The organism is Pseudoalteromonas sp. NEC-BIFX-2020_002 (assembly GCF_013002825.1).
GTDB classification, from domain to species: Bacteria; Pseudomonadota; Gammaproteobacteria; order Enterobacterales; family Alteromonadaceae; genus Pseudoalteromonas; species Pseudoalteromonas neustonica.
Window position 1 is genome coordinate 1 of record NZ_JABEPJ010000002.1, and the last position, 19,606, is coordinate 19,606.

Annotated in this window: 16 protein-coding genes and 1 tRNA gene; 1 reads left to right on the forward strand and 16 read right to left on the reverse strand. The window is 39.8% G+C overall.

The window, feature by feature from the left end; genetic code table 11:
* Positions 1 to 22: 22 nt before the first annotated feature.
* The 12 genes from HJP15_RS02320 to rppH all read right to left on the reverse strand — a co-directional run bounded on the left by HJP15_RS02320 (position 23) and on the right by rppH (position 11,760).
* Positions 23 to 1,396 carry a hypothetical protein gene (locus HJP15_RS02320; protein ID WP_170172987.1) on the reverse strand — a complete coding sequence of 458 codons (1,374 nt, stop codon included), beginning with the start codon at positions 1,394 to 1,396 and terminating at the stop codon, positions 23 to 25.
* Between the two features lie 101 nt (positions 1,397 to 1,497).
* Positions 1,498 to 2,058, reverse strand: coding sequence for a hypothetical protein (locus HJP15_RS02325; RefSeq protein ID WP_170172988.1), 561 nt, complete (start codon positions 2,056 to 2,058; stop codon positions 1,498 to 1,500).
* A 519-nt stretch (positions 2,059 to 2,577) separates the two neighbouring features.
* Positions 2,578 to 2,652, reverse strand: a tRNA-Arg gene (locus HJP15_RS02330).
* Positions 2,653 to 2,793: 141 nt separating this feature from the next.
* Positions 2,794 to 3,447 carry a FlgO family outer membrane protein gene (locus HJP15_RS02335; RefSeq protein ID WP_170172989.1) on the reverse strand — a complete coding sequence of 218 codons (654 nt, stop codon included), beginning with the start codon at positions 3,445 to 3,447 and terminating at the stop codon, positions 2,794 to 2,796.
* 7 nt (positions 3,448 to 3,454) lie between these two features.
* Positions 3,455 to 4,132, reverse strand: a complete 678-nt coding sequence (locus HJP15_RS02340) for a FlgO family outer membrane protein (protein WP_054453835.1) — start codon at positions 4,130 to 4,132, stop codon at positions 3,455 to 3,457.
* Between the two features lie 13 nt (positions 4,133 to 4,145).
* Positions 4,146 to 4,739, reverse strand: a complete 594-nt coding sequence (locus HJP15_RS02345) for a FlgO family outer membrane protein (RefSeq protein ID WP_054203387.1) — start codon at positions 4,737 to 4,739, stop codon at positions 4,146 to 4,148.
* Positions 4,740 to 4,813: 74 nt separating this feature from the next.
* Entirely contained in the window at positions 4,814 to 5,401 is a 588-nt protein-coding gene (locus tag HJP15_RS02350; RefSeq protein WP_170172990.1) for an SPOR domain-containing protein, read from the reverse strand.
* Positions 5,402 to 6,070: 669 nt separating this feature from the next.
* A complete protein-coding gene (locus tag HJP15_RS02355) occupies positions 6,071 to 6,922 on the reverse strand; it encodes a thymidylate synthase (protein WP_170172991.1) in 852 nt (283 codons plus the stop codon).
* A gap of 319 nt (positions 6,923 to 7,241) precedes the next feature.
* The gene (gene lgt, locus HJP15_RS02360) at positions 7,242 to 8,045 is read right to left on the reverse strand and encodes a prolipoprotein diacylglyceryl transferase (RefSeq protein ID WP_170172992.1); all 804 of its coding nucleotides are present in this window, start codon (positions 8,043 to 8,045) and stop codon (positions 7,242 to 7,244) included.
* 12 nt (positions 8,046 to 8,057) lie between these two features.
* On the reverse strand, positions 8,058 to 8,867 hold the full coding sequence (locus HJP15_RS02365; protein WP_170172993.1) for a sulfite exporter TauE/SafE family protein: 810 nt from the start codon (positions 8,865 to 8,867) through the stop codon (positions 8,058 to 8,060).
* Between the two features lie 83 nt (positions 8,868 to 8,950).
* Positions 8,951 to 11,221, reverse strand: coding sequence for a phosphoenolpyruvate--protein phosphotransferase (ptsP, locus tag HJP15_RS02370; RefSeq protein ID WP_054203392.1), 2,271 nt, complete (start codon positions 11,219 to 11,221; stop codon positions 8,951 to 8,953).
* 20 nt (positions 11,222 to 11,241) lie between these two features.
* Positions 11,242 to 11,760: an RNA pyrophosphohydrolase gene (gene rppH, locus HJP15_RS02375; protein WP_054203393.1), complete on the reverse strand. Its 519-nt coding sequence runs from the start codon at positions 11,758 to 11,760 to the stop codon at positions 11,242 to 11,244.
* Positions 11,761 to 12,513: 753 nt separating this feature from the next.
* On the opposite strand from rppH, the gene mutH reads away from it, so the two are divergent.
* Positions 12,514 to 13,185: a DNA mismatch repair endonuclease MutH gene (gene mutH, locus HJP15_RS02380; protein ID WP_064435325.1), complete on the forward strand. Its 672-nt coding sequence runs from the start codon at positions 12,514 to 12,516 to the stop codon at positions 13,183 to 13,185.
* A 223-nt stretch (positions 13,186 to 13,408) separates the two neighbouring features.
* Here the strand turns inward: mutH and eno are convergent, their stop codons facing one another.
* From eno to relA, 4 genes are all read right to left on the reverse strand, one after another.
* Positions 13,409 to 14,707: a phosphopyruvate hydratase gene (gene eno, locus HJP15_RS02385; RefSeq protein WP_054203395.1), complete on the reverse strand. Its 1,299-nt coding sequence runs from the start codon at positions 14,705 to 14,707 to the stop codon at positions 13,409 to 13,411.
* Positions 14,708 to 14,818: 111 nt separating this feature from the next.
* Positions 14,819 to 16,453 carry a CTP synthase gene (pyrG, locus tag HJP15_RS02390; protein WP_054203396.1) on the reverse strand — a complete coding sequence of 545 codons (1,635 nt, stop codon included), beginning with the start codon at positions 16,451 to 16,453 and terminating at the stop codon, positions 14,819 to 14,821.
* A gap of 161 nt (positions 16,454 to 16,614) precedes the next feature.
* Positions 16,615 to 17,427 (reverse strand): nucleoside triphosphate pyrophosphohydrolase, encoded by an 813-nt coding sequence (mazG, locus tag HJP15_RS02395; RefSeq protein WP_064435324.1) that lies wholly within the window; start codon positions 17,425 to 17,427, stop codon positions 16,615 to 16,617.
* A gap of 20 nt (positions 17,428 to 17,447) precedes the next feature.
* Positions 17,448 to 19,604, reverse strand: a complete 2,157-nt coding sequence (relA, locus tag HJP15_RS02400; protein WP_054203398.1) for a GTP diphosphokinase — start codon at positions 19,602 to 19,604, stop codon at positions 17,448 to 17,450.
* Between the last annotated feature and the right edge of the window lie 2 nt (positions 19,605 to 19,606).

Consider the following 19,606-nt stretch of genomic DNA (forward strand, 5'->3'; position numbering starts at 1 on the left):
GACTAATTTTGCTGAATCAAGTTTAAACTCTTGAGAAAAAGAGCGACGTTGTTTTGTCATAGAACACCTCTGTTTGAGTGGTAATAATACCACCTAAATTTGTGTCCGGTTTCATTGAATCACAACAGTTTGCCTTTACTTCTACAGCGACGCATTCTTCTGAATTGTATGCAATAAAATCATACCTCCCGGGATGCCCTAATTTTTTATATTTTTTCCCACCATCCAAAATCTCTTTGGGAGTTTTTTTACTATTTTGATGTTCTAGGAAGCACTTTTGAATATATAAATGAACCCGAATATTATCTTGCAAAAATTGGTTAGTTACATTGAGGCTACCGATTTTTCCTCGTTGTAAAGCAGAAATCAAGCCAAACCTTCCTTGGCACTTTTGAATACTGGCACATTTATGAAAGTGCCCTGTATAAAGGGGCGGGGTTAATCCATCTAAATAGATAGGGTTAAATAAATTTCTTCCCAAGCTACAAGGAGCCTGCTTTCTGTCTTTTTGGTATAAGTGACAAGGATATTTTGATGAGCAAGTTTTAGCTAATTCTATAAACTCCTCAAATGTATAGTCTAACTCTTTTGGGTAGGTATTTTGTTCTAAATTTTCAGACGAAATATTTATACCTAACCCCCTTTTTTGACCCAAGTTATTTTTAAAAATATTTATATGCGAAAGTCCAACGTGCGTATCTGGAACAATATTGAGTAACTTATGATTTAGACTACTATTTTTTCGTTCTTTACCGAACCTAGCTACTTCATACCCCATACCTTTCAACTTTACGATGGCTGCCATCTCACCATCAAATCCAATTTTTTGCACTTTAGTTGCTTTTTTAACTGATAATTTGACCTCTCCAACCGTTTTTCCTTTCCATTTATTCCAATTACCTCTCCACTCTTGTGCTCTAGCGTGTTCACATACAGCATCAACCTCATGGTAACGCTTTTTAAAAAATAAATATTTAGCATACAACTCAAAAGTGCCGTGCCTAGGCAATATTTCTATAAGTCTATTTTTAAGTGCTTTTGCTATACCACCAGAAAGTAATATTACTTTTTCGCAATAATACTCGAATAATTCATCAAAATTACTATCTACCTCTGTAAGAGGATATAATAAGCTGGCGATAAGGCAGTAGTTTTTGTGTTTTTCTTCACTTGAATCACTAATTTCAAATGCATCTAATAATTTTATGAATTTACTTAATATTACTAATTCACCACCTACTTTCATCCTTGAAGCAACATCAATGAAAAAGGCGAAATCTAAGGAATACCTTTCACCTTCAGAAATATAATAACTCGCATTCTTTTCGATATATTTTTGAATTTTAATTGCATCGTTAGCATTAAAATTTTCTTGCAAAATTTCATTTAAATTCATATCCTTATAAGTTCCACCCATACTATTTAGCGCACTAATAATGAAAAAGGTTGTTAGTTAAAATATTGATGAGTTAGAAAAGTAAGTTACTAAATTCGTAGCTATTTAAAATAATCATAGGTTATTAACCTTTGAATTCTGCTAAAGATAGGTGATGTATATACCCTGACGTAACCGCCCATCAAAGGACATTGAATGACTAAACCACTACTGAGCAGCCTGTGAAAAAGAGCATAAACATCATCAATCAATATGTGAGTTTTATCTGCGATATAATCTTCAGGTTTATAATTAATCTCGCTACGATGAGAGACTTTTTTTTGATATTCATCTAAATGATATAAAACAGTAAGCTCACGAAAAGATAAGTTACTTAAAGCAGCTAAAGCTTCATGATAAAAATCGGGGTCTTCATCAATGAGTTTTGACGTTGTACTTGCCATATAGAAGCTCATTAATATTTCAAATTTCTCTTCGCAATTAGCCCTTTCTAATGCCTCTTGAGTTACAATGATCACAGAAATTATTTTATTATATTTCACTTCAGAATCATTTATTGAAAGCTCTCCCTTTTTCAACAGCTCAAACAGTTGATTCTGTTTATAATTACTTCTGATATCATATAGAGCTTTCGCTGACTTTAAGGCTGCACTCATTTCCAAACTAAACCTCCATTTATTTACTAACACCCTAATATTTGTACCGAACTGAAACTGCAATAACATTAGATGCAACTAAATGGTATTGCTGATGATTTGGGGATTTTGAACTTGCCCAAAATAAACACAGTGATAAAGTGACAGTCACTTCCAAGCTATTACTGCATTGTCCAGCGTTTATTCTGCTTCTATTAAACCTAATTTATTACTTTAAAACAACTAACCCATTTAAAGCACAGTTATAGATCACCGCGACTAAAGAACTCAATTTATACTTAACAACCAAAATTCTATAGTAATAGCATGAAAGACTAGAAATAAAGGGAGTAAATCTTGATCATACATCACGGTTAATTAACTTTTGCTATTAGGGTAAGCTGCCTTAAATGTAATTTGGATATTTTGAAAACTGGCGCGCGAATAAACTTTTTTGAAATTAGAAAATTTCGATTTAGACTGCTATAAATGCGCTACAAAAAAACAAATAAAAACAGAAATAAACTCATAACCCATTGATTTAATTGGTAGCCCCTGCAGGAATCGAACCTGCAACTGCCCCTTAGGAGGGGGCCGTTATATCCATTTAACTAAGAGGCCACATTCTAGCTTTGCGCTGCTGATAGCTGATAGCTGATAGCTGATAGCTGATAGCTGATAGCTGATAGCTGATAGCTGATAAGAAATTATAACGGTTTATCCCATTTACAATCAAGCAGTTAAATTGATTCTTTAATTAAGTTAGTTAACACTTGCTCGTTGCAGGTTTATATCTGCGTTATTTAATACAAAATAAGGTAGAATTTTTTGGCTGCTGGCAACCACGCGCTTGCTGTTTACGTCGATTATGCGGGTGTTTACTTCAACGCCGTTACCACGGTAGATTAACGTTCCTGACAGTACATGGCTGGCAAGGTGTCTGCGGGCTAGCTTTTCAATATCGCGTGAAAAAACAAAATCGCCACGTTTGTTTACTAAAACATGGTCAGTGGTTTTAAAATCGACCACACCGTAACCAAATTTTTGTAATTGGTGAATAAAGCTCTCTGACAACTGGTTGCCTAATTGGCTGCTGTTGTTTAAATTTGCATCTAAATCTACAAACGACGCGACTCCGATTGAAATATCTTCATCAGTGAGCATGGTATCAACCAAATCAAGGGCTATTTGTTCTACATAGTTCACCAAGGTTTTATGGTGTTTAAGAGGTGTGAATTGCGTTGAGTCTTGGTACGCTTCGCCCTCTTTCTCCTCTGCTTGACTGATCCGTTGATCTAAGTGGTCGTTTTGTGTCGGCTGCGCTTTGGCTGAGCCGTCAAACAGGTTACAACCTGCAAGTAATAGTATTGCTACACTTGAGCTAATAAACGCTATACGCTTGATGAGTGTTGTCATTATAACCTCACTTATTCACTTGTTTTAGCATGACACCATCTGTGCGGTAGCTACTATCGAGTGCGTCCACGACTGATTGCGGAATAAATCCTTGGGCTGAGCCTACAACTGCTTTGCTTGTTAAACCAATAATACGCGCATTAATTAATACTCCACCTTGGTGATTTACCATGGTGCCAGCTAATACATAATTAAAGTTTTGATCTTGGCTTAGCTCTAAGTAATCACGGCTAAATACAAAGTCGCCATTGGGAGTAACACGCATATAGTCGGTGGTTTTAAAGTCAATAACTGGCACGCCAAAGTTATGCAGTTCGTGCATAAAGCTTTCGGCAATCTGATTGCCTAGTAATGTGCCGTCGTTGTAATCGTCATCTAAAAATATAAAGCTGGATACTGCCAACGGTGTTTTGGTGTTCACGTATTGTAGGTTTTCAGCCATGTCTTGCATTATACCGCGCACGTAATGATTAATGTTCTTACGTGTTGGTACATTGATATGGCTGTTGTCGTTCATAACGGCTGTGTTTTGATACAAGGCATTGCTATCGCCGGGCGCTGCAACGCCGCGCTCTTGATTAGCTAATTGAGGGGGGCCTTTTTTTGCAGTGGTGTCGTTGTCATTCATTATGTGCGAACAACCAAAACCCAGCGGCAAGCATAAAGTTAATATTAAGCGTTTCATGATGGGCTCCTAATTAGTATTCGCTGCGATAGATAAACCCATCGCGCTGCTGAATTTTTTCATCTCCCCACATTACGTTAATAGGGATCTCGGTACTTGCTGCTGATACAACGGCGCTGTCATGTGTATTGACCATGCGGGCATTAACAATATAGGCATGTTGTTGCCGTGTTAGCGTGCCGGTGATCACAAAGTCAATATTCTGACGTTTACGTAGTTTGGTTATATCGCGACTTAACATACCATCTGCTATGGGCGATAAGTTAAGGTTATTCTCAAGGCGATACTCAATGATGTTGTAGCCTAGTTGCGTAAATTGCGTTAGTAGGCTTTCTTGTATTTGCTGGCTAAGGCCATCCCCCTGCCCTTGCGCAAGCTCTGAATCAAGCCCATCGGCAAAGTAAAAGCTAGTCACCGCTATACGTGCAGAGCTTTTAAAAGGCCCTTTGATATGGCTTAGCTGTGCGCTCAAATCACCAACATATTGATGAACAGTAAACGGCGCCATTGCTGACTTGGGTGCTACTGTACTACGAGCTGGCGGCTTCTCTGGCGTTAAGCTGCAGGCCGTTAAGCTCAGCAATAAAAAACATAATAAAAGGCGCATAATTGCCATCCTCTATAAACATAACAAATACAAAGCAATTATTATGCCTATTTACATAAAGGCTAGACCGTTTATTATTTACTCTGATAATCAAAGGGTTTATTTGTATAGTTACTAACTAGGCAATCAACTTGATAGTGCTTAAAAGTTTGGCAATCCGCGAGTGCATTTTTATAGTATTTGTAGGCTCCAAACTTAAGCCTATAGACATTCGTATTTTTAACCAGCGCGGTTTCAACATTGGCAATTACACTGCCTTGAAACAAGTTTGGCGCTTTACTTTTTAACGACGCTAAAGTGGTCATTAAGTTAGATTTTTTATTAACCGATGCGATTTGCAGTGAAAATCGCCATTGGATTGGCTTTTGTACAAAAAGCTCTTTTTTTTCTAGCATTAAGGCCGCTGGCCCTATTAAAGCATCCAAGACCTTATTTTTATGTATATATTCAGCGCTATCTGTTGGAATATATAAATAAGATAAATTACTCATTTCAGTAAAAGATGCATAACTGCGACTAAATTTTGGAGTTACCTTCGTTGGTGCACTTATTTTTGGTTGAGTGTTATCAGTGTTTTTTTTGGGCTGATAATGACAGCTTGATATTGATAAACCAACCCATAAAAGGCCGATAAAAGAAAAGCAACGAGTTGTATTGTGCATAAAAGTTCCTGTATGTTGAACATACAATTTCCATGACATTCAATTGCATGGTTTTTTGCTAAGCGTTTACTCCTTTTAACAGCTAAAAATTTTAATTACAGGCATTTCAATACCTTTTTACCAATTTACATTAGTAAAATGTTAATAACCATACGTGAGGTGCAAAAACAGCAATTATCACTATGAGATAAAAAAGAACATAATAATAAAGTTGCTATGACGCATCCATTTATCAGCAAAAACAAGCTTAAAACGTAACAATAGAGGGAAGTTGGCATAGTCAGCCAGAAATAGGATTAAGTTAGTAACTCAATTTAGCGCTTGATAATGAATTTTAAACACCGCTGTTACACTACCCAGCTCGTTAACACGAGCAATATTCAATAGAAACAATGTTTTGGCAGTTTTTTTACATTAATTTAAGAGTACAAAAGTGCTTTATACTCTCAAACCGACAATAGGCTTATTACTTATAATTTATACCAATCGATTTAAATATTTAACCATTCTAGCGAGTTAAATCAAGCGCTAACTGCGTTATTAATGGCCAGTAACTTAACACGATTGGTATTAGATTATTTTTAGTTAAGGAAAGGATGCTTATAATGTAACTGATGATTTATAAAAAGTGCCAATGACACTTTTTATAAATAACTACTCGCTTGTCGTTTAAACCGAAAACGGGTATTTAATTGCGTCATGGCATTGGTAGCCATGCACTTGAAAGTCATCACGGGTAACCCATGTTTCTATGTCTTCAAGTGATTTAATATCAGGGTTAATAGTTAATGTGGGTGATTCAAACGGTTCACGTTTAAGCTGCACATCACGCATCAACTCGAGTTGATTTTCATAAATGTGTGCATTAACAATTTTATGATAGGCCTTACCTGCTTTGTGGCCAGTAATTTGTGCAACTAAAGCGAGTAATACAAAACATTGTATTTGATTAAAGTTTAGGCCAAGTGGTACATCGCAGCTACGCTGATACGAGGTTAAATACAAGGTATCACCCAGCAACGAGAATGTATGCGTGTGCATACATGGGCGAAGGCAGCCTAAATCAAACTCACCAGGGTTGAAAAAGGTAACGATCTCACCTCTATCATCAATGCCATTTTTAAGGTTATCAATCACTTTTTTAAGCTGATCCAGTGGCGTACCGTCAGGGCGTTTCCAATCACGGGCCTGTACGCCATAAACGCGGCCCATGTCGTCATCACCTTTGCGATTTGGATTGTTTAGCCATGCTTGGTTGTCATTGGCATTGGCATCCCATGTCATACACCCAATATCACGAAACTGAGCGGCACTGCTATATCCACGTAAATAACCTAAAAGCTCTGCTATTGCTGCTTTATAGTAGCTTTTACGCGTTGTGATCATTGGAAATTTATTATTCGCAACGTCGTATTCAAGTTCAGCATTAATCACAGTTAAACAGCGTGTACCTGTGCGCTTATTTTCAACCCACACACCTTCGTCAACAATACGCTGACATAACTCTAAATATTGTTTCATTCTTCGCTTCTTTTATTAGGGTCTGTTGACCTTTCAAGGTTGAATTTTCAGCAGCCTGTTTGGTATTTAAGCAAGGCAGCGCCTATGTCGTGTGGTTATTCCCCATAAATAGGTAATAACGCAGCATCAATGCAAACAGGCGCTGCCCTTTGGGTTCTGCCTCGGGCCGATTTACTCTTTGTTGCCTACATAGATGTAGGTAAGGGGCGTGGGCAGGACGCACAAGCTTTGCTCGGTTTTTACTTAATCCACTCAATCCCAAACCTCGCGTCGCGATTAAACCGCCCCGAGCTTGAACAAATTTTAATCCACAAAGACCCTAAGCTTTGCTAGCAACAGTTGGCTGTGGCTTTTTATACGCCCATATTATCAAACCTAGGCCACCGATGACCATTGGCAATGACAATATTTGCCCCATTGAGATAAACCCGCCAAATAAACCTAAGTGCGCATCAGGCTCTCTAAAGTATTCAATACCAAAGCGGAATACGCCGTAACCTAATAAAAATAAGCCTCCTACACTGCCCGCAGGGCGCGACTTTTTAGTAAATAGGTAAAGGATAATAAACAGTACTAAGCCTTCAAAAAATGCTTCATAAAGCTGCGATGGATGACGAGCAAGCGGCCCGCCCGTTGGGAACACCATGGCCCATGGCACATCGGTTGTTCGTCCCCAGAGTTCGCCATTAATAAAGTTACCTATGCGCCCAGCTAATAAGCCGACAGGCACAAGAGGTGCAACAAAGTCGCCAACTTCTAGTAACTGCTTTTTACGGGTCCACGCAAAAATACAAATCGCGGTGATCACACCTAATGTACCGCCATGAAAAGACATGCCACCCTGATCTATTCTAAATAAATACAGTGGGTTTTCTAAAAAGTAACTAAACTGGTAAAACAGTACATACCCGATCCGACCACCAAGAATAACCCCTAACATGCCATAAAAAAGTAGGTCGCCGACCTCCTCTTTTGTCCAACCTGAGTTTGGTTTTGCAGCTTGGCGATTTGCCCACCACATTGCAAAAGCAAAACCTATTAAATACATTAAACCGTACCAACGTACGCTTAACGGGCCGACTGTGAAAATGATCGGATCGATTTGTGGAAACTCAAGAGCCATAAAAATTAAACCTTAACTAAAAACCATTTGAAGTGCGATGATGACTAATAATACTGCGAACGCTTTTTTAATCGTTGCAACGGGTAAATAATGTGTCGCTTTTGCACCAATTGGTGCCATAAACCACGACGTAATAACTATACCTAATAATGCGGGTAAATAAACAAAACCTGCAAAACCATGTTCTAAATCGGTTACTTGCCACCCAGCAGACACATACCCAACTGAGCCAAATAGGGCTATGACGATACCACACGCAGCGGCGCAGCCAATTGCTTTTTTAATATCAACTGAAAAATAATTAAGTAACGGAACAATAAGTGCTCCTCCGCCAATCCCTATTAATCCTGATAGTCCGCCCATTATGGCACTTAACGAGCCAATAACAGGACCGCTTGGCATGGGCTTTTCACTCTGTGTTTTACTACGAGTAGATAGCACCATACGCGCTGCTATAAATACCACGCTGGTTGCAAACACTACGCGCAGTAGTTGCTCTGGGATATAGCTTGCGGCAAAACCACTGATCAATGCGCCTAGCCCTACACCTGACATAACCCAAGGTGCAATATTCCACGGAACATTATTATTTTTATGATGCGCTAATGCGGAAGATGTCGAAGTAAATAAAATAGAGGCTAAGGATGTCGCGATTGCGATTACTAACACATGATCAACCGATGCCACATTAAATTTAACAAGTAAAAGGCTTAAAACAGGCACAATGATTAACCCGCCACCAATTCCGAGCAACCCAGCTAAAAACCCTACAATGCTACCTAATATTGCACAGCTGATAATCAGTATGGCTAAATCCTGCATAGTACACTCTTAAATATAAATTTGTTATATACATATACTAATAGATTATATTGCATGTTCACAGCAAAAAATGACACGGGATATTAACGGTTTTTAGGGGTATAAAATAATTCAGCCAGATTATGCTCAATCATAAAGCTGCGTGTTAGCCTTAGTACCTGTTTAGCTGTTGACTGCGCTAAACATTCAGCAAGTAATATTTCCATATCACTTACCTTTAAACGCCTTAAAACCCACTTCACTTTACTCAATGAGGAGCTATTCATACTTAAACGACGATAACCCATTGCAATCAGTAGGATTGCCCCCTCAGGTTCACCACCTAATTCACCACACAAACTAAATGGGAGTTCGTATTGTTGGCATTCTGTCGCCACTTTTTGCAGCACTCTTAAAACGGCGGGGTGATAAGGATTAAATAGCTCTGCCACACGTGCATTAGAACGATCGACTGCGAGTAAATATTGCGTTAAATCATTACTGCCTACTGAACAAAAATCTACTTTTTTAGACCACTCGGGCAACATAAAAACACTGGAGGGAACTTCTAGCATTAGGCCTATTTCTGGGCGTTCAATAACGTGTTCTGGAAACTGCTCTTCCAGCTCAAAGTAAGCTTGCTCAAGCAATGCAAAAGACTCATCTACCTCTTCAATACCGCTTATCATTGGCAGCATGATCTTTAAATTACCTAAGCCTATATTGGCTTTGATCATCGCTTTGAGTTGATCTAAAAATAGCTCTGGGTGATCGAGCGTTACGCGTATTCCCCGCCAGCCTAAAAATGGGTTTTCTTCTATGATATCAAAGTAATCGAGTACTTTGTCACCGCCTATATCAAGCGTACGCATGACCACTGGCTCAGGGTGATAACTGGCGAGCACTTCTCTATACCAGTTTTCTTGTTCCGTTTGTGATGGAAACTGGCCTTTTTGCATAAACCATGCCTCGGTTCGATATAACCCGACACCATCACATACTTTGGTATTTGCTTTTTCGGTATTAAGATCAAGCCCTGCATTAAGCAATAGACTGATGTGCTCGCCGTCTAAAGTGATCGCGTCACATTCTTGTTCCGCTACAAACTTATCATTTAATAAATTTTCTTGGTGCTTTAATTGGCGATATTCATCTTGCAGCATTTGCGAAGGAGAAATATATAAACGCCCAGCGTAAGCATCTAGAATCATCAACTTGCCGTCAAACTGCAACAGCGGTAAATCTTCAATCCCCCAAATTGCTGGGATCCCCATTGCGCGTGTTAAAATTGACGCATGGCTATTGGCTGCGCCATTAACACTGACAACCCCAGCTAAATGCCCTTTAGGAACTTCAGCAAGCATTGCTGGCGTAAGTGTGTTTGCGATCAACACCGTATTTTTAGGGTAATTTTTTACTGCATGCTCAGTATTAACTAAATGATGTAAAACCCGTAAACCAATATCTTTAACGTCAACTGCTCGCTCTTTTATATAAGGGTCTTGCATGGCATTAAATTGAGCTATTAGTCGTTCTATTACGATTTTTAACGCACTTTTAGCACACCAACCTTCTTGCAGTTGTGCTTCAACATTTTGCCCTAAGCTTTTTGCATCAAGTAACTGCTGGTAAACATCAAATACCGCCAGTGCTTCTTTAGGAATTGAATCACTTAAAGTCATTGATAGCGTATTAAACTCTTTTCGTGTTGCCGCAACCGCTTGGGTAAATAAACGACGTTGCTCTGTGCTGTTATCGTCTTTTTTTACTTCTATCGATTTAAAGTCTAGCTTTGGTAAAGTAACAAATGCATGCCCTATAGCAATCCCAGGTGCGCCTGAGACCCCTTTCAATACCGACGTTTGGTGAGAGAATTCATCTTGTCGCAGTACTTCTTTAATTTCAGCATGCGCTAATTGTGATGCTAGCTGAGCTGATAAAGTAATTAAAAACGATTCTTCATCTTGGCTAAATAACCGCGCACTTTTTTGCTGCACCACGATAACGCCCAACACTTTTTTTTGGTGTACAACAGGCACTGATAAAAATGCGTTATAACCTTCTTCGTTTACTTCTGGGGAGAGCTTAAAGCGAGGATGCGATTTAGCAAATGCAATATTAATAGGCTCTTCACGTTGCGCAACTAGGCCAACTAAACCTTCTGTGAAGCCAATTCTAAACTTACCAACAGCTTTGGGATTGAGCCCACGAGTAGCCATTAGTACAAAGTTATCTTGACTGTAATCAGCAAAATAAATGGAGCAGCACTGGGTATTCATGGCATCTTTCACCATTTCGACAAAACATGCTAATGCACTCTCTAAACTCGCTTGATGCGAGACAGATTCGGCAATAGCTCTGAGTGTAGCCAGCATAATACTGCTCCTTTATATTTTTACCTTTTATGACGCCACGTGTCTTTGGTTTGTTCACGCTTGTTAAATGGCATTGCAAATGGAGCAAACTCTTTCATTACTCGCCTATAAACATCCCGTTTAAAAGACACCACTTGCCTAACTGGGTACCAATAACTCACCCAGCGCCAATCATCAAACTCAGGGTGATGTGTTTTAAGTAAGTCTACATCTTCGTCTTTACAGCGAAGTTTCAGTAAGAACCATTTTTGTTTTTGCCCAATACACACCGGACTTGAGTCGCGGCGTATCAAACGCTTGGGTAATTTATAACGTAACCAATGTTTTGAACTTGCGACAATTTCTACATCTTCCGGACGCAAGCCGACTTCTTCGTGTAATTCACGGAACATGGTCTGCTCTGGCGTTTCACCACTGTCGACACCTCCTTGCGGAAATTGCCAAGAATGTTGACCATAACGTCGAGCCCAAAAGACTTGTCCTTGATTATTGCAAATTACAATTCCGACATTGGCACGAAAACCTTCGGCATCAATCACCTTAGTGCCTCATTTGTAAGTCGATTTTTAATGATTGTTCCACATTAGCTGCAATACGGCAAACACTATTATACCCAAGTCACTTCAAGACGTAGAATTGAGCATTCCATAGGGACTGAGTATCAAGGTGTTACTTTACAATAAGGGTATTCTCTTTTAAAAAATAACAACATAGGGAGTTAGTTTCAGTGAAACGTCTTACGGGTTGGTTTAAAAGCGATTTATACTGCGTTATTGATTTTAACAAGGGAGCAACCATTATTTGCAATCAATGCCTTGTCTAAATCACTTTTAATTCCAACTGAAACTGTATCTTGAGGTGGCTTTGGTATAGGTACACGATGATTTACAATCAACCCGTTACCTCAAACCTCCTATTTTGAGAAAGCGAGGTATACACCTTTTACGCACCTTACCCACAGCTTGTGCATAACTTTAGTTTATGCAGCTCATTTAGCAAACAAGTCCACAATGAATGATCTAAAACACAGCCTTTTCCACAGATTCTGTGGATAACATTGTTTATAGTTCTGTATTTATCCCCGCAACTATTCAGAACACAACGTGCCACCTATAGGCAATTAGTATAAAAGCTATAAAATTCAGTATATTAAACTTTAAAACCCGCAATAAAAAACGTTCAAAAACACGCCAAACCACACCGGTACAAAAAACACACAAAACCAAAGATATCCACGGTTAGTCACTTTTGCTATCATGACCGATGAGTTTATACAATAGAATAAAGCGGTTATGCGAGTAATAAAGCCACATTCAATCAATGAATTAATGCGACGTGTTAATAATATTGCCGGTATGACGTTAGGCCAGTTAGCACAACAATATCAATTTAAAACCCCCGAAGACTTATTACGCGAAAAAGGCTGGGCTGGGCAGTTAATTGAGTATGTATTAGGGGCTACTGCGGGCTCAAAACCAGTGCCTGATTTTGAGGATCTTGGAATAGAACTCAAAACATTACCTATTTCATTTAAAGGTAAGCCACTTGAAACCACTTTTGTTTCGGTTACCCCTCTTTTAAATGTCACAGGCATGACGTGGCAACAAAGCAATGTACGTAAAAAACTGGCTCATGTGCTATGGCTACCCATTTTAGGTGAGCGAGAAATAACTCCATTTGATAGAACCATCGGCAGTGGCTTTTTATGGCAACCAAGTGCTATTCAAGACGCGCAACTACAACGCGATTGGGAAGAACAAATGGAGCTCATCGCATTAGGACGCGTTGATGAAATATCGGGGCACTTAGGGGATGCTATGCAAATTCGCCCAAAAGCGGCGAATAGTCGCATTGTTACAGATGCCATCGGGCCAAATGGGCAAATTATAAAAACCCTACCTCGTGGTTTTTACTTGAAAACCAGTTTTACCGGTGAGATTTTAAAACAGCAGTTTCAGCTTTAAAATACCTTTAAATAATGCGCGAGGTAAACTTGTGCCTTCTACGCATGTTTAATAATTTTTCTATTTAAAACTCGTTTAATAACCACGGCTAAAGCGGGTTCCTACGGGTGTCAGAATAATTTATATCGGTGGGGCTTTATGCTGCGAAAATTAAGGTTTAACAAAAAAATCCTCACCGAAGCGAGGATTTTCTAAGAGTAAAAATCAGATTCTAATAAAAGAGTTACTGACCTTTAACCTCTTTAAGACCGTTGTACGGTGCTTTAGCGCCTAACTGCTCTTCAATACGAAGAAGTTGGTTGTACTTAGCAACACGATCAGAACGGCTTAATGAACCCGTTTTAATTTGGCCTGCAGCAGTACCAACAGCTAGATCTGCAATTGTAGAATCTTCTGTTTCACCAGAGCGGTGTGATATAACAACTGTAAAACCAGCATCTTTAGCCATTTTGATTGCCGCTAACGTTTCAGTTAGTGAACCAATTTGGTTAAATTTGATTAAGATTGAGTTAGCAATACCGTTATCAATACCACGCTTTAAGATTTTCGTGTTTGTAACAAATAAATCGTCGCCCACTAATTGGATTTTATCACCCATTAGTTTAGTTTGATGCGCAAAGCCGTCCCAATCAGATTCATCAAGACCATCTTCAATGGATACGATTGGATATTGTTCTGTAAGGTCTTTTAAGAAGAAGTTAAATTCTTCAGACGTGAACTGCTTACCTTCACCTTTAAGGTCGTAGATGTTTGCTTCTTTGTCATAAAACTCAGATGCAGCACAATCTAGCGCAAGTGTTACGTCTTTACCTAACTCATAACCTGCATTTGCAACTGCAACTTTAATTGCCGCAAGTGCAGCTTCGTTTGAAGCAAGGTTAGGTGCAAAACCACCTTCATCACCCACAGCTGTAGAGTGACCATCAGCTTTAAGTACTTTTGCAAGGCTATGGAATATTTCAGCGCCCATACGAAGTGCTTCGCGGAAGTTAGTAGCGCCAACAGGTTGAACCATGAACTCTTGAATATCTACCGAGTTATCAGCGTGCTCACCACCGTTGATGATATTCATCATTGGTAATGGCATAGAGTACACACCAGGCGTGCCGTTTAGATCAGCAATGTGCTCATAAAGCTCTACTTTTTTAGATTGTGCAGCCGCTTTTGCAGTTGCTAATGACACAGCTAAGATTGCATTTGCACCTAATTTTTCTTTATTTTCAGTGCCATCTAAATCTAGCATTACTTGGTCAACAGTGCTTTGCTCTAATGCGTTTTGCCCTGCTAATGCGCCTGCGATTTCATTATTAATAAAACCAACAGCCTTTAATACGCCTTTACCTAGATAACGTGCTTTATCACCATCACGTAATTCCAATGCTTCGCGTGTACCTGTTGATGCACCTGATGGTGCAGCTGCGCGACCCCATGAACCGTCAGCTAGATGTACATCCGCTTCTACAGTTGGGTTACCACGCGAATCCATAATTTCGCGACCGATCACTTTTACGATATTTGACATCTTGATTCCTCTTTTCCCAAAATGGTGAGCATATTCCGACTTTATTAATTTTCCTTAACGCAGTCGGTTTTAAAACAAAAAAGCCGTGCAACTAGCACGGCTTAATAATTATTACGACGACGCTTTTTGATAGGCGTGTGCTGCGGCCACAAACCCTTCAAATAGCGGGTGACCATCGCGAGGTGTTGAGGTAAATTCCGGATGGAATTGAGCCGCAATAAACCACGGGTGATCTTTGTTTTCGATGATCTCTACTAATTTCTTATCTTCTGATAAGCCAGTAAAGCTCAAACCTGCTTGCTCAAGTTTTTCAACAAAGTTGTTGTTAACTTCATAACGGTGACGATGACGTTCTACAATTTCATCACTGCCATACACTTCATGTACTTTAGAGCCAGGTGTTAAATGACATTTTTGTGCGCCTAAACGCATAGTGCCACCTAAATCAGATTTTTCGCTACGTGTTTCAACGTTACCTTCTGCATCTAACCACTCAGTGATTAAACCTACAACAGGGCTTGCTGAATTAGCATTAAACTCTGTTGAGTTTGCGTCTTCAAGGCCTGCTACATTACGTGCGTACTCGATAAGCGCAACTTGCATACCTAAACAGATACCAAGGTAAGGTACTTTATTTTCACGGGCATATTTTGCCGCTAAAATTTTACCTTCAACACCACGACTACCAAAGCCACCAGGGACTAAGATTGCATCAAGGTTAGCAAGTAACTCTGTTCCTTTGCTTTCAACATCTTGTGAATCAACGTATTGAATATTTACAGTTAAGCGGTTTTTAAGGCCAGCATGTTTAAGTGCTTCGTTAACTGATTTGTATGCATCAGGGAGTTCAATATATTTACCAACCATGCCAATAGTCACTTCACCTGTTGGGTTAGACTCTTGGTATAACACTTGTTCCCATTCAACTAAATCAGCTTCAGGGCAATCAAGGTGGAAGCGACGACATACAAAGTTATCAAGCTCTTGCGACTTTAATAGCGCAGGAATTTTATAAATGCTGTCTACATCTGGTAATGAAATAACCGCTTTTTCTTCAACGTTAGTGAAAAGAGCAATCTTTGCACGTTCATTGTTTGGTAATTTACGATCTGAACGACAGATAAGAATATCTGGTTGAATACCAATTGAGCGTAACTCTTTAACTGAGTGCTGTGTAGGTTTTGTTTTCACTTCTCCCGCAGGGCCTAAGAATGGCACTAACGTTAAGTGAATAAACAATGCGCGCTCACGGCCAATCTCTGTGCCAAGCTGACGAATTGCTTCTAAAAATGGTTGTGATTCAATATCACCTACGGTTCCACCAATTTCAACGATAGCCACATCATGGCCTACAGCACCGTCATATACACGTTGCTTAATGTCGTTAGTTATATGTGGAATAACCTGAATTGTTGCACCAAGGTACTCGCCACGACGTTCACGACGTAGTACATCTTCATATACACGGCCTTGTGTGAAGTTGTTACGGCTTGTCATTTTGGTACGGATAAAACGCTCATAGTGACCTAAATCAAGGTCAGTTTCAGCACCGTCTTCGGTGACAAATACTTCACCATGTTGAATTGGGCTCATTGTGCCTGGGTCAACGTTGATGTAAGGATCCAGCTTTAAAATGGTTACATTTAAACCACGGGCTTCTAAAATAGCTGCCAACGATGCTGCTGCAATACCTTTACCCAACGAAGAAACAACTCCGCCAGTAACGAAGATAAATTTTGTACTCATGCGAACCCTAGAATATCAGGAATTAAAAGGAATATAATACCCAAACAAGTGATTTTGGAATATGATCAAGACGGGGCGAAATTATAGCAAAGGCACTGCCATCAATCCAGTGAAAGTTAGTATTTCCCTGCACAAAAAACGCACTCGGAGTTTCGTATTATTTACTTCTGCTTTTTTATTGCATCCCACGCGGCGTCCATTTCAACAAGGCTTGCTGTATCAAGCGACTGCCCACGTTGGTGCAAATAAGTTTGCACTTTTTCAAATCGCGCTGAAAATTTATCATTCGCGCTGCGTAACAATTGCTCGGGATCACGCTTGATATGCCGCGCAACATTGACGGTGGCAAAAAGTAAGTCGCCAACTTCTTCAGCACTGTGCGCAGAAAGTGGATCAACCGCTAATGCTTCTTTTACTTCATCCACTTCTTCGATTACCTTATCTAACGCACCATGATAATTTGGCCAATCGAAGCCTAACCCTGAAACACGCTCTTGAATCTTTTTGGCTTTGCTTAAACTCGGTAAATTTGCCGGAATATCTTGCCAAATTGATGCGCTTTGTGGGGTTGTTTTTATGGCGCGCTCTTGGGCTTTAATTACTTGCCACTGCTCACTGAGTTGTTCATCGGTTAATGCTTGTTGCTCAGTAAATACATGAGGGTGACGACGAACCAACTTGTCATTTAATCCAGCCATTACATCACTAAAATCAAACAGACCTTGCTCTTGTGCTAATTGCGCATAAAAAACCACTTGGAAAAGTAAATCGCCGAGTTCACTTTTAAGCTCACCTAAATCACCTTTTTCGATGCAATCAGCCACTTCATAAGCCTCTTCTAAGGTATGTGGCACAATTGATTTAAAGTCTTGCTTTATATCCCACGGACAGCCTGTTTTAGGATCACGTAATTTGGCCATAATAGCTAATAGCTCAGTTAAAGCATTTGTTGAGGTACTAGTTGTTTGGCTCATTTAATTTCCTAGTTGTGATATTAGTGACTGCGCTTGGTTTCATGTACACCTTCGATTTGATCTAACTTTGATAAAAGCCTGTTAGTACTGGACAGATCATGCACTTCCACTTGCATGGTAAAGAGCGCTAGTTGACGCGCATCGACCATTTCCATGTTCATACTCAGCACGTTAACTTTTTCATTCGCTAACACAGAGCTAATATCACGAATAAGCCCTGCTCTATCGCTGGCTTCTATCTTAATTGCTAATGCGTAAGAGCCATGAATTTCATCTGACCAACTTACAGCTATGACGCGCTCTGGATGCTGTGTTTTTAAATTGGTGAACGAATCACAGTCATCACGATGAACACCAATGCCACGCCCTTGTGTTATATAACCAATAATTTGATCACCAGGAACTGGGCGGCAACATTTGGCCATATGACTCATTAAGCTGCCGACACCGTCAACCACGATCCCATTTTTGTCACCGCTAACTTTACTAGGCGTTTTAAACCGAATAACGGGTTCATCATCGGTTCTGTCGGTAATAAAATTAAGTAATTGATTTAAACGCACATCGCCTGCGCCAATCGCGACCATTAAGTCATCTAACTCTTTAAAATTAAAGCGCTTAATTGCCGGTTCAAGATGTTTGTAGTTTAAATCAAGCTTTTGCAATTCATTATCGAGAATTTCTTTACCTGCACTGAGGTTTTTATCGCGATCGAGCTGCTTAAACCAATGGTGTATTTTTGCTCTTGCACGCGATGATTTAATATAACCTAACGATGGGTTTAACCAGTCTCGGCTGGGGTTAGGTTGTTTTTGAGTTAATATTTCAACCTGATCACCGGTGTGTAATTGATGAGTGAATGGCACTATTTTGCCAAATACTTTTGCACCAATACAACGATGCCCCACATTTGAATGAATGTAATATGCAAAATCTAAAGGGGTCGCGCCCAGTGGTAAATCAAAAATATCGCCACGCGGTGTAAATATATACACGCGATCTTCGACCACTTGATTTTTTAGCTCATCCGCTAGGTCACTGCCATCAACGACTTCTTCTTGCCATTGCAATAATTTACGTAACCAGCTAATTTTTTGCTCATAGCCAGAGCCACGCCCAGGCAATGCACCTTCTTTATACATCCAGTGAGCGGCAACTCCTAGCTCAGCATCTTGATGCATGGCATGGGTACGAATTTGAATTTCAACCGTTTTACCTTCAGGGCCAAACACCACGGTATGAATTGACTGGTAACCATTTTGTTTTGGTGTTGCTACATAGTCATCAAATTCTTTATTAAGATGACGCCAATTAGTGTGCACAATACCAAGTGCACCGTAACAATCTTGTAATTCATCAACAACAATTCGCATTGCGCGAATATCAAACAGCTGGTCAAACTCGTAGTTCTTTTGCGCCATTTTTTTGTAGATGCTGTAAATATGTTTTGGCCGACCATATACTTCAGCCTTGATACCCACTTGCTCTAGCTTTGTTTTTACCTGCTCGACCATATCAGCCATATACGCTTCACGGCCAAGGCGCTTATCGTCTAATTGCTTGGCAATGCTCTTGTATAAATCTGGGTGTAGGTAGCGAAATGAAAGATCTTCAAGCTCCCACTTAAGTTGACCTATTCCTAACCTGTTCGCTAGCGGCGCAAAAATATCAGCCGTGGCTTTTGCGGCAATAACACGCTCTTCTTCAGTGGCGTTTTTAACTTCACGCAAATAGCACACCTGCTCAGCAAGCTTAATTACAACGGCACGTACGTCTTCAACCATCGCCAATAACATACGCCGTATTTTATCAACTTGTACTGTCCCAGTTCCTTGATGCGCCAAAGTGCTAATGGTCGCCATTTGCGAAACCCCCGTTAGCAGTGAAGCTACATGACTGCCCATTACTTCACTAATGGTGTCTATTTCAATGAGGTTAGCTAAAAAACACGGTGTAATATAGGCCGTTACTAGCGTGTCTGAATCGAGGTTCATCTCCACTAAAATTTCAACCATTTCCATGGCCATATTTTGCTGGTGATGATTTTGAAGCTCTGCACAAAGGGTATTTGCTTTATTTAACTGGTCGCGTTTTTCTTGCGTTAAATTAAGTAAATCAAGTCGTGTATTAAAATCACCCTGTGTATCGTGTTGATGTGATTGCCGAGTAGCTACCATAA